This is a genomic window from Longimicrobium sp. (assembly GCA_036387335.1).
Classification (GTDB): domain Bacteria; phylum Gemmatimonadota; class Gemmatimonadetes; order Longimicrobiales; family Longimicrobiaceae; genus Longimicrobium.
In genome coordinates this window covers 1-9810 of sequence record DASVTZ010000150.1, presented here as the reverse complement: position 1 = coordinate 9810, position 9810 = coordinate 1, and the positions used below count along the sequence as shown (strand labels likewise).

Annotated in this window: 13 protein-coding genes; 10 read left to right on the top strand and 3 right to left on the bottom strand. The window is 70.8% G+C overall.

Features of this window, described 5'->3' with window-relative positions:
- From VF647_14155 to VF647_14130, 6 genes are all read left to right on the top strand, one after another.
- Positions 1 to 357, top strand: a 357-nt coding sequence (locus VF647_14155) for a phosphoribosyltransferase family protein (GenBank protein HEX8453241.1), incomplete at its 5' end; no start/stop codon positions are given.
- An 11-nt stretch (positions 358 to 368) separates the two neighbouring features.
- The gene (locus VF647_14150) at positions 369 to 1709 is read left to right on the top strand and encodes an erythromycin esterase family protein (GenBank protein HEX8453240.1); all 1341 of its coding nucleotides are present in this window, start codon (positions 369 to 371) and stop codon (positions 1707 to 1709) included.
- Positions 1710 to 1812: 103 nt separating this feature from the next.
- On the top strand, positions 1813 to 2397 hold the full coding sequence (locus VF647_14145) for a hypothetical protein (GenBank protein HEX8453239.1): 585 nt from the start codon (positions 1813 to 1815) through the stop codon (positions 2395 to 2397).
- Positions 2398 to 2474: 77 nt separating this feature from the next.
- Positions 2475 to 2954 carry a DUF2059 domain-containing protein gene (locus VF647_14140; protein ID HEX8453238.1) on the top strand — a complete coding sequence of 160 codons (480 nt, stop codon included), beginning with the start codon at positions 2475 to 2477 and terminating at the stop codon, positions 2952 to 2954.
- A gap of 104 nt (positions 2955 to 3058) precedes the next feature.
- Complete coding sequence (locus VF647_14135; GenBank protein ID HEX8453237.1) at positions 3059 to 5353, top strand: DPP IV N-terminal domain-containing protein; 2295 nt, start codon at positions 3059 to 3061, stop codon at positions 5351 to 5353.
- A gap of 214 nt (positions 5354 to 5567) precedes the next feature.
- Positions 5568 to 6080: a hypothetical protein gene (locus VF647_14130; protein HEX8453236.1), complete on the top strand. Its 513-nt coding sequence runs from the start codon at positions 5568 to 5570 to the stop codon at positions 6078 to 6080.
- Positions 6081 to 6093: 13 nt separating this feature from the next.
- Here the strand turns inward: VF647_14130 and VF647_14125 are convergent, their stop codons facing one another.
- On the bottom strand, positions 6094 to 6489 hold the full coding sequence (locus VF647_14125) for a hypothetical protein (protein HEX8453235.1): 396 nt from the start codon (positions 6487 to 6489) through the stop codon (positions 6094 to 6096).
- A gap of 13 nt (positions 6490 to 6502) precedes the next feature.
- Positions 6503 to 6748: a hypothetical protein gene (locus VF647_14120; GenBank protein ID HEX8453234.1), complete on the bottom strand. Its 246-nt coding sequence runs from the start codon at positions 6746 to 6748 to the stop codon at positions 6503 to 6505.
- 123 nt (positions 6749 to 6871) lie between these two features.
- On the opposite strand from VF647_14120, the gene VF647_14115 reads away from it, so the two are divergent.
- The 3 genes from VF647_14115 to VF647_14105 all read left to right on the top strand — a co-directional run bounded on the left by VF647_14115 (position 6872) and on the right by VF647_14105 (position 8543).
- Positions 6872 to 7207: a TfoX/Sxy family protein gene (locus VF647_14115; GenBank protein ID HEX8453233.1), complete on the top strand. Its 336-nt coding sequence runs from the start codon at positions 6872 to 6874 to the stop codon at positions 7205 to 7207.
- A 24-nt stretch (positions 7208 to 7231) separates the two neighbouring features.
- Positions 7232 to 7948, top strand: a complete 717-nt coding sequence (locus VF647_14110) for a hypothetical protein (GenBank protein ID HEX8453232.1) — start codon at positions 7232 to 7234, stop codon at positions 7946 to 7948.
- Between the two features lie 196 nt (positions 7949 to 8144).
- Positions 8145 to 8543, top strand: a complete 399-nt coding sequence (locus VF647_14105; GenBank protein HEX8453231.1) for a hypothetical protein — start codon at positions 8145 to 8147, stop codon at positions 8541 to 8543.
- A 26-nt stretch (positions 8544 to 8569) separates the two neighbouring features.
- Here VF647_14105 and VF647_14100 read toward each other — a convergent pair whose 3' ends face one another.
- Positions 8570 to 9130, bottom strand: coding sequence for a hypothetical protein (locus tag VF647_14100; protein HEX8453230.1), 561 nt, complete (start codon positions 9128 to 9130; stop codon positions 8570 to 8572).
- Positions 9131 to 9315: 185 nt separating this feature from the next.
- Between VF647_14100 and VF647_14095 the strand changes: the two genes are divergently transcribed.
- Positions 9316 to 9696: a hypothetical protein gene (locus VF647_14095; GenBank protein ID HEX8453229.1), complete on the top strand. Its 381-nt coding sequence runs from the start codon at positions 9316 to 9318 to the stop codon at positions 9694 to 9696.
- Positions 9697 to 9810 lie beyond the last annotated feature (114 nt).

The window sequence follows — 9810 nt, the reverse complement described above, 5'->3', positions numbered from 1 at the left end:
CTCAACAAGCACCGCGAGAGCGGCACCCGCACGCGCGTCACCCACATCGTGGGCGACGTGCGCGGGCGCGCGTGCCTCATCGTGGACGACATGATCTCCACCGGGGGCACCATCGTGGAGAGCGCGGAGGCGCTGCGCGGCGCGGGGGCCAGCGGGCCGATCGTCGTGGCCGCCACGCACGGGCTGCTGATGGGCGACGCCGTCCAGCGCATGGCCGAGCACGGCGTGGAAGAGATCGTGCTCACCGACTCCGTGCCCGCGCGCGGCGCAAATGGGATGCGGGTGCGCACCGTGACGCTGGCGCCGCTCCTGGCCGAAGGGATCCGCCGCGCGGCGGGCGAGCTGGCGACGTCCTGACGAGGAAGACCATGAGCAGCAACGACTTGCGGCGCATCGCGGACGTCGTCCGCGCCGAGGCGCAGCCGCTGGATGGGCACGCGCACGACTACGATGCCCTCTTCGAGCAGATCGGCGACGCGCGCGTCGTGCTGCTTGGCGAGGCGACGCACGGCACGCACGAGTTCTACCGCGAGCGCGCCCGCATCACGCAGCGCCTGATCACCGAAAAGGGCTTCACCGTGGTCGCCGCCGAGGCGGACTGGCCGGACGCCTACCGCGTCAACCGCTGGATCCGCGGCGCGAGCGAGGACACCAGCGCCAACGCGGCGCTCGGCGACTTCCAGCGCTTCCCCACCTGGATGTGGCGCAACGCCGAGATCCTGTCGCTCGTCGACTGGCTGCGCGAGTACAACGACGAGCTGGGAGATGGGCGGCGGCGCGTGGGCTTCTACGGATTGGACCTGTACTCGATGTACACCTCCATATCCGAGGTCCTGCGCTACCTGGACGAGACCGATCCCGAGGCGGCGCAGCGCGCGCGCTACCGCTACGGCTGCTTCGAGCACTTCGGCGAGGACCCGCAGGCGTACGGCTACACGGCGCAGATGCGCATCTCGCAGAGCTGTCAGGACCACGCGCTACAGCAGCTGGTGGACATGCGGCGGCTGGGGATCGCCACCGGCGCGGGCGTCCCTGAGGATGAGCTCTTCTACGCCGAGCAGAACGCCCGCCTCGTCAAGAACGCGGAGGAGTACTACCGCTCCATGTTCTCGCGGCGCGACTCGTCGTGGAACCTGCGCGACTGCCACATGGCCGACACGCTGGACGCCCTCCTGGCGCACTTCGACCGTGCCGGCGATGGCCCCACGAAAGCGGTCGTCTGGGAGCACAACTCGCACATCGGCGACGCGCGCGCGACGCAGATGGGGGCCGAGGGGGAGTGGACGGTGGGCCAGCTCGTGCGGGAGCGGCGCGGCGACGAGGCCTTCCTCCTGGGCTTCACCACGCACACCGGCACCGTGGCCGCTGCGTCGGACTGGGATGCGCCGGTGGAGCACAAGCGCGTCCGGCCGTCGCTGCCGGAGAGCTACGAGGCCGTCTTCCACGCCACCGGCATCCCCAGCTTCTACCTCCCACTCCGGCAAGGCGCCGCGCGCGAAGCCCTGGCCGAGCCGCGGCTGGAGCGCGCGATCGGGGTGATCTACGCGCCGCAGACGGAGCGGATCAGCCACTACTTCGAGGCCATCCTCCCCGACCAGTTCGACGCGGTGGTGCACTGGGACGAGACGCGCGCCGTGGAGCCGCTCGATCCGCCCGCTGGCTGGCCGCGTCGCGAGGCGGCGCCCGACACCTACCCCACCGGGCTGTAGCGGGCCGCGCCGTCGTTGCGTGGCGCGGTCCCAGCACGCAATTTCAATCCGCTGCACGTGCGCGCCCCCGCGGCGCGATCCCCACCCCCACTCCGGAGAGGCAATGCGTTTCCCCCTCAGCATCTCGTTCAAAAAGGTCGCGCTGGCACCCCAGATCTACGTGCGCGACTCGGACGGCCAGCTCCAGCTTTACGTCAAGCAGAAGTTGATGAAGCTGAAGGAAGCGGTCAGCATCTTCGCCGACGAGGCGCAGCAGAAGCTCCTCTACACCGTGCAGGCGGACCGGGTGATCGACATCAAGGCCCGCTACACCATGCGCGACGCGGCGGGCACGGAGATCGGGCACCTGCAGGGGATGGGGATGCGCTCGCTGTGGAAGCTGCACTACCAGATCAGCCGCGACGGTGGCACGGTGTTCGACGTGCGCGAGGACAACGCCTGGGTGAAGGTGCTCGACGGGCTCGTCGGCGAGATCCCCATCGTCGGGCTCTTCACCGGCTACTTCTTCAACCCCAAGTACAACATCACCCGGCCGGACGGGACGCTGGCGCTGCGCTTGATCAAGCAGCCCGCCTTCCTCCAGGGGCTCTTTTCGATCGAGAAGGTGGCCGACCTCACTCCCGAGGAAGAGGGGATGGCGGTGCTCGGCCTGCTGATGATGCTCCTGCTGGAGCGCCGCCGCGGCTGACGCCAACGGAACCCCCGGCGCCCCTTTGCGGTACGGCGCCGGGGGTTTCCTCTTTCACGCACTCGCGGGGAATCGTGGTGAAGAAGCTGCTGTGGATGGCCGTCCTCCTCCTCGCCGGCGCCGCGCGCCCGTTGGCGGCGCAGCCGTCCGCATCGCACCGCGCGGCCATCGAGGAGCTGTTCGCCGCCCTCGGCGCCGAGCGCGAGATGACGGCGGGCGTCGAAGCGGAGATCCGCGCCGCCACCACGCGCAACCCGGCCCTGGCTGAGTACCAGCCGCTGATGCTGGCGCACGCGCGCCGCTACCTGCGCTGGCCGGAGCTCAAGGAAGACTTCATCCGCGCCTACGCGCGCACCTACACGGAGGCGGAGGCGCGCGAGCTCGCCGCCTTCTACCGCACTCCGACCGGCCAGAAGTCGCTGCGCGTGCAGAGCCAGCTCGTGGCCGAGGTGCGGCGCATCACGCAGGACCGGCTTCGGCCGCACGCGCGCGAGCTGACGGACGCCATCGTCGCCCGGGCGCGCGCAAAGGGGCAGGCGCCGCCGCGAGCGCCGTAGGGGACCGCCGGGAATGGGGAATGGGGAATGGGGGGATAGCCAGCGGGGGCTCCGCGAACGAGAATACGGGAGCTCGACACAACGTACCTAGTCACACGGGACACATGCGCATTCACGCTCTTGCCCTGCTACTGCTCGCCGTGCCGGCCGCGGCGCAGCAGCCGCGACAGCTCACCGCAGCGGACTACGCGCGCGCTGAGCGCCGGCTCGCCGCCTACACGACGCCGCTGGTGACCGGGACGGCCGGGCCGCCGACGTGGACGGCGGACGGTCGCTTCTGGTACCGCACCAACACGCCGGAGGGGGCGCGGTACTTCATGGTGGACCCGGCCCGCGGCACGCGCGAGCCGCTGTTCGACCCCGCGCGCCTGACACCGGCGCTAGGGACGGCGGGGGGCGAGATCCCGGCCGGGCAGCTCCCCGTGGTGCTCGATCTCACCGAGGACGGGCGCCGGGTCACGGTGTCCACGCGCGCGGGGCGCTTCACCTGCGACCTGCAGGCGTACACCTGCACCCGCGCCGCCGCCACGCCCGAGGACGCCAGCCTCTCGCCGGACGGGCGCATGGCGGCCTTCATCCGCGACTTCAACCTGTGGGTCAAGGACCTGGGCAGCGGGCGCGAGACGCAGCTGACCACCGACGGCACCAGGGAGTTCGGCTACGCCACCAACAACGCCGGCTGGGTGCACGGCGACGACCCCGTCCTCACCTGGTCGCCCGACTCGCGGCAGATCGCCACCTTCCAGCACGACGCGCGCGGGGCGAGCGACATGTACCTCGTGTCCACCAACGTCGGCGAGCCGAGGCTGGAGGCGTGGAAGTACCCGCTCCCGGGCGACAGCGTGGTCTTCCGCATCCACCGCGTGGTGGTGAACGTGGCCGATGCCGCCCGCCCGCGCGTGGTGCGCTTCCAGATGCCGGCCGACGCGCACCGCTCCACCGTCTCCGACCACGTGCAGTGCAACGGCGGCACCGTTTGCGACCTGCAGTGGTACCCGGACGGCTCCAAGGTGGTGTTCGTCAGCAGCTCGCGCGACCACAAGACCGCGTGGGTGCGCGTGGCGGACGCCCGCACGGGCGAGGTGCGCACGCTGTTCGAGGAGCGCTCGCAGACGCAGGTGGGCGACGCGTCGTTCACCGAGAACCTGTGGCGCATCGTCCCCGGTACCAACGAGCTGATCTGGTGGTCGCAGCGCGAGGGGTGGACGCGGCTCTACCTGTACGACCTGAACACGGGCGCCCTCAAGAACGCCATCACCGCCGGCGAGGGGAACGTGATGGACATCGTGCGCGTGGACGAGCGCGCCCGCACCATCTACTTCACGGCGCAGGGCAAGGAGGCGGGGCGCGATCCCTACTTCCAGCAGCTCTACCGCATCGGCTTCGACGGGCGCGGGCAGACGCTCCTCACCCCCGAGGACGCGCACCACACCGTCTCCATGTCGCCGGACGGGCGCTTCATCGTGGACACGTACTCCACGCCGGACACGCCCCCCGTCACCGTGGTGCGCGACATGAACGGCCGCGTGGTCCGCCAGCTCGAGCGCGCCGACGTCTCGCGCCTCGTCGCCACCGGATGGCGCCCTCCCACGCGCATCCGCATGAAGGCGCGCGACGGCCAGACCGACATCTACGGCCTGATGTTCACGCCCAGTGCCCTCGATTCGACGAAGAAGTACCCGATCGTCAACTACATCTACCCGGGCCCGCAGGTGGGGAGCGTGGGGCCGCGGAGCTTCCTGCCGTCCCGCAGCGACCACCAGGCGCTGGCGGAGCTGGGCTTCGTGGTGGTCGCCGTCGACGGGATGGGAACGCCAGGGCGCAGCAAGGCGTTCGCGGACGCCTACTACGGCCGGATGATCGACAACACGCTCCCGGACCAGATCGCGGGGATGCGCGAGCTGGCGCGGCGCTACCCCTTCATCGACATCGACCGCGCGGGGATCTGGGGCCACTCGGGCGGCGGCTACGCGACGGCGGCGGCCATGTTCCGGCACCCGGAGTTCTTCAAGGTGGGGATCTCCGAGTCCGGCAACCATGAGAACCGCAACTACGAAGACGACTGGGGCGAGCGCTACCAGGGCCTCGTGGTGCGCACCGGCACCACGGACAACTACGCCAACGAGGCCACCCAGACGCACGCCGCCAACCTGCGCGGCAAGCTGATGCTGGCCCACGGCGGGATGGACGACAACGTGCCGCCGTACAACACGTACCTGGTGGTGGACGCGCTGGTGAAGGCCAACAAGGACTTCGACCTGGTCATCTTTCCCAACGCGCGCCACGGCTACGGCGGGGACAGCGCTTACATGATGCGCCGCCGCTGGGACTACTTCGTCCGCAACCTGATGGGCGCCGAGCCCCCCCGCGAATACCAGATGGGCCGCCTCGGCCGCTAACCTTCCCCAAGCACGACTACGCACGGAGCCATCGGGAACCTCCCGGTGGCTCCGTGCTATCTTTCCATTCCCCAATCCCCAATCCCCAATCCCCAATCCCCACATTCCACATCCCCCATTCCCCATTCCCCATTCCCCATTCCCCCTCTCGCGCCTCCCCCCCACCGCGGCTATCGTCGCCCACCACCCCGACTCCCCGCACCGACAGCTCCGGATGGACCAGCAGGCGCAGCCCCGACGCAGGAACCACCTCCCGATCACCATCGCCGTAGTGGTGGTCCTCGCCTGCATCGCGACCCTGCCGTGGGCGTGCCGCGACCGCATCGAGCCGGACCGGCGCTACCCCACCGCCGCCGCCGCGCGCTCCGCCGACGACGCGGGCGAGTGGGTCCCCAGCTTCCTTCCGCCCTCCGCGACGGACATCCACGAGCGCCACGGCGTGGGCCGCCGCTTCGTCCGCTTCTCCGCCGATTCCGCCACCCTCGCGGCGATGTCCGCCACCATGCCTCGCATCGACACGGCGGAGGTCAAGCGCATACCCCTGCCGACGCCGGGGTGGAGCGAATGGTGGCCGATCAGCCCGCGCACCCTGCAGAGCGGCCAGGGCAAGCAGATCCGCGTCCACCGCGTGGACGACCCCCGCGACCGCGGCTACGTCGCCATCGACCCGCGCACCCTCCACGCGTTCTACTGGTCCGTGCCCGCGCGCGCCACGCCGGCAGAGTAGGCGCGACGCGCGGCTACGCCTCGGTGCCGCGGCGCGAAACCTGGGTTCCGAACACGTACCCCAGCAACGCGGTGAGCACCGGCAGGAGGACGTTCACGAGGACCATCTGGACCATCCGGAGCCAGAACTCGCGGAACGCGGTCCGTTCCCCGCTTACGAGCCTGAAGCGGATGGTGTCGAGCGCCGCCGCACCCCTCGCCGGCGACGGGAGTGGGGTCAGCGTGGCTTCCCGACGCCAGAGAAAGGTGATCACGAGCAGCAGAAAGAGCGCGATCAGCCCCAGCACTCCCCACGTGAGATTCACGCCCGCCCGCTCTTTCTCGGATAGCGGGGTGCCGGCGGGAGCTTCGGGCGGAGTCACCAACTCGACTTCCTGAATGTCCAGTGTCGTGCCGTTGTGCGTGCTCATATCGGATCGAGCCTCAGCATCTTCGGGCAGCGGTGGTGAGCTCGGGCATGACGAGCCGGTGGATGTCCTCGCCTTTCGACGTGGACGAGAGGATCACGCGTCCCCTGCTCGCCTCGTCCGCGGCCCAGTTCAAGATGGTCAGCGCGGCACGCCCGACATCGGTCGCACGGTCCACTCCGAGCTTGTCCTGCAACTCCTGGAGGAAGTGGGCGTCCACCGATAGGCGGAGCTCCGTCTCCCTGCGTCCGGTGCGAGCCATGACGGCACCTCGCTGGCGGGTGTGTCCGAAGAATTTCCTGGTTGTCTCCATTTTTCATCCGGTCGCAAGTTCTGGCCCTCGCCGCTTCTCGGCGGACCCTGTTCACACTTCATCCGAAAACCGATGCCCGTATCCGCGGAGTACCGGGAGTACGTCCTGGAGCAGCTCGGGCGCGTGGAGCCCGTGACGGCACGCAGCATGTTCGGCGGGGTAGGGGTATATTCCGGCGGACTGTTCTTTGCGCTGCTGGACGACGACTCGGTGTACCTCAAGGTGGACGACACCAACCGCGCGGACTTCGAAGCCGCCGGGATGGGCCCGTTCCGTCCGTTCGGTGACGACTCGCACGTTATGCAGTACTACGAGCTTCCCGCCGAGCTGCTGGAAGAGCCGGACCGGCTCCGCCCCTGGGTACACAAGGCGCTGGACGTCGCGCGGCGAAAGCGCCGCAAGCGATAGCCGAAACCCCGTGAGGCCCCTCTCATGCGCATCCCTCTCGCGCTGGCCCTGCTGGCCCTCCCCGCCGCGCTCGCCGCGCAGGCCCCCGCGCACCGCTCGCTCCCCCTGGGCGACACCTCCGTCACCATGGCGGGGGAAAAGGTGCTGCTGACCCACACCGTCGCCCGCTCGCGCGAAGGGATCGAGAGCGGCCTGGAGCGCCAGGACGGGCTGCAGGGCACCGCCCGCAGCGAGTTCGACCAGGACCTCCCCCGCAGCTACACCGTGCTCTGGACGAGCGCGGACACCGCCATCGCTCTCCAGGTGCAGCGGCGCGGCACCCGGCTCCAGGTCTCCGGCGCGCGCACGGCGACGGTCCCCATCCCCCGCAACACGCGCTGGGCCATCGCGGACCTGGGGATGGACGAGCACCTGATCCCCACGCTGCGCACCATCCCGGAGGGGACGCAGGGCGTGCCCTTCGCCGTGTTCCGCCCGTACTCCGACCGCTGGGACCGGCTCACCGTCTCCGTGATCGGCCTGGTGGGCGCCACCGTCATCCAGCTCCAGTCCGAGACGGGGGAGATCGGGCGCTACATCGTCACCGAGACGGGCGACCTCCTCTACGGCGAGGCGCTCCAGCCGGGCACGGACACGCTCACCTCGCGGCGCGTCCCCAGCGCCGGCAGTCGGCGCGACGAGCGGCTCCAGGACCTGCTGACGCTCGCGCGCAATCACGCGGGTACCCGCCCCAGCCAGTAGCACGCCACTACTGGACAGCCTTTCCCGCGCCCGCGTCCGTCTCAGAGGCGGGCGCGGGCGGGCGGCGCACGGATGGCGCCGCATTGGCCCGCAAGTAAGGGCTTGTGGAGAGCGCGCGCAGGAGATAGTCTACCCAGTGTAACCGAATCGAAAATGGACGGACCGCGCACCGCGCGGCCAAACCGGGGGCCGGCGCTTGACCGCGCCCCCGAGGGACGCTGCGTCCCTGGACACCCTGCGCGAGGCGGCGCGGCTCTTCGTCGACTCGACTTCGCTGCGCCAGGCGGCCCGCGACATCGGGATGAGCCCCACCGGGCTGCGCGGCTTTCTGGACGGCGCCGATCCGTACGTGAAGACGGCGCGGAAGCTGGCCGAGTGGTACGTGCGCGAGGCCGGCCGCCAGCAGACCGACCTCACCGTCGAGACGGCGGCCGCCGCGCTGGACCTGCTTACCAAGCACCTCCCCGTGGCGCGCCGCGACGCCGCTGCCGCGGAGCTGGTGGAGGTCCTCCATCGCCACTGCAGCCGCGGCGGGACCACGCCGCCCGAATGGCTGACGGAGCTCCGCCGGAGCTACGCCGCCGATTCGCCGTAGCCTCGCCACGCCCGCTCCGCGCCCCATCATATGGCCGGCGCCTCCTTCTCGTGGCCATCCCGCGGCGCGCCCTCCTGCCACGGCGGTACCAGCTCGACGAGCGACCGGGCCTGCCCCTCCCAGTCTCCCGCGCGCCCCGCGAGCTGGGCGGCACGGCGCAGCCACGTCTCGGCCTCCTCCTCCCTGCCATGCGCGCGCAGGAGCCTTCCAGCGGCCCAGGCGTAGCGTCCCTGGTCCGGCCATGCGCGCGCCGCCGCCTCGGCGAAGGCGAGCCCCGCCGCCACCGCGCCGCTCTCCAGCGCCCACTCGGTCACGCACAGGCACGCCCAGGCCACGCGCTCCGGCTCCGGCCCCTCCGCCTCGGCCAGCTCGCGCGCCAGCACGGCGAGGGGAAGCCGCGCGCCGGGGTCCCAGCTCGCCAGGAGAAGCTCCCGCTCCCACTCCGCCATGGCGCCCGCGTCCACCCCCGCCGCTCCCTGGTCCACCCAGCGCAGGACGGCGCGCAGCCCCCGCTCGATGGCGGCGGTCGCTGCGCGGTCGGCTGGCGGAGGCTCCGCACCGGGGCCGCCCTGGGGCGCTGGATCCATGACGTTCACTCTGTTCAGGTGTCGTATCTTTCGGCGCAGTTTAACGCGCCCGACGCGTGTCCGTCTACCGTGTTTTTGGAGCGCCCCACACGCGCCATCTGTCGCACCTGAAAATGGCTTGTGCCGGACGCGCCCGCCGGATACGTTTCTGCTGTCCATTCCGTCCACCCGCACCGCGAACCGCCATGGATGAAACGCTCCCCACCAGCATCGACCGCCTGCGGGAAAGCGTCGCCATCCGGGTGCATCTCACCTCGCTGCGGGCGGTGGCGCGGCAGGTGGGGATGAGCCCGTCTGGGCTGGAGAAGTTCATCGCGGGCGGGATGCCGTACTCCAACACGCGCCGCAAGCTGGTGGAGTGGTGGTATCGCGAGGGCACCCAGCCCCACTCGGAGCTTTCCGCGGACAGCGTCGCCGTGGCCCTCGGCACCCTTGTCCGCGACCTCCCGCCGGACCGCCGCGAGCGCACCCTTCGTGAGCTGGTGGGCACGCTACGGGAGCTGTACGAGGCGCATGGGACGCCGGTGCCGTCGTGGTTGGGGGAGAGGGCGGGGGATGGGGAATAGGGAATGGCAGGGGACAGAGGACGGCCCGCCGCGACAGGTGTTGAGGCGGGCCGATGTCGTGGTGCGTTGCGGGCGGCGGAGCGGGGTTGGGCACGGGCGGCCACGCGGGGCCGC

What these genes read in the sequence shown, in the direction of transcription:
- VF647_14150 (HEX8453240.1), top strand. Translation starts at nt 369, where the DNA reads ATGAGCAGCAACGACTTGCGGCGCATCGCGGACGTCGTCCGCGCCGAG.
- VF647_14145 (HEX8453239.1), top strand. Translation starts at nt 1,813, where the DNA reads ATGCGTTTCCCCCTCAGCATCTCGTTCAAAAAGGTCGCGCTGGCACCC.
- VF647_14135 (HEX8453237.1), top strand. Translation starts at nt 3,059, where the DNA reads ATGCGCATTCACGCTCTTGCCCTGCTACTGCTCGCCGTGCCGGCCGCG.
- VF647_14130 (HEX8453236.1), top strand. Translation starts at nt 5,568, where the DNA reads ATGGACCAGCAGGCGCAGCCCCGACGCAGGAACCACCTCCCGATCACC.
- VF647_14125 (HEX8453235.1), bottom strand. Translation starts at nt 6,489, where the DNA reads ATGAGCACGCACAACGGCACGACACTGGACATTCAGGAAGTCGAGTTG.
- VF647_14120 (HEX8453234.1), bottom strand. Translation starts at nt 6,748, where the DNA reads ATGGCTCGCACCGGACGCAGGGAGACGGAGCTCCGCCTATCGGTGGAC.
- VF647_14115 (HEX8453233.1), top strand. Translation starts at nt 6,872, where the DNA reads ATGCCCGTATCCGCGGAGTACCGGGAGTACGTCCTGGAGCAGCTCGGG.
- VF647_14110 (HEX8453232.1), top strand. Translation starts at nt 7,232, where the DNA reads ATGCGCATCCCTCTCGCGCTGGCCCTGCTGGCCCTCCCCGCCGCGCTC.
- VF647_14100 (HEX8453230.1), bottom strand. Translation starts at nt 9,130, where the DNA reads ATGGATCCAGCGCCCCAGGGCGGCCCCGGTGCGGAGCCTCCGCCAGCC.
- VF647_14095 (HEX8453229.1), top strand. Translation starts at nt 9,316, where the DNA reads ATGGATGAAACGCTCCCCACCAGCATCGACCGCCTGCGGGAAAGCGTC.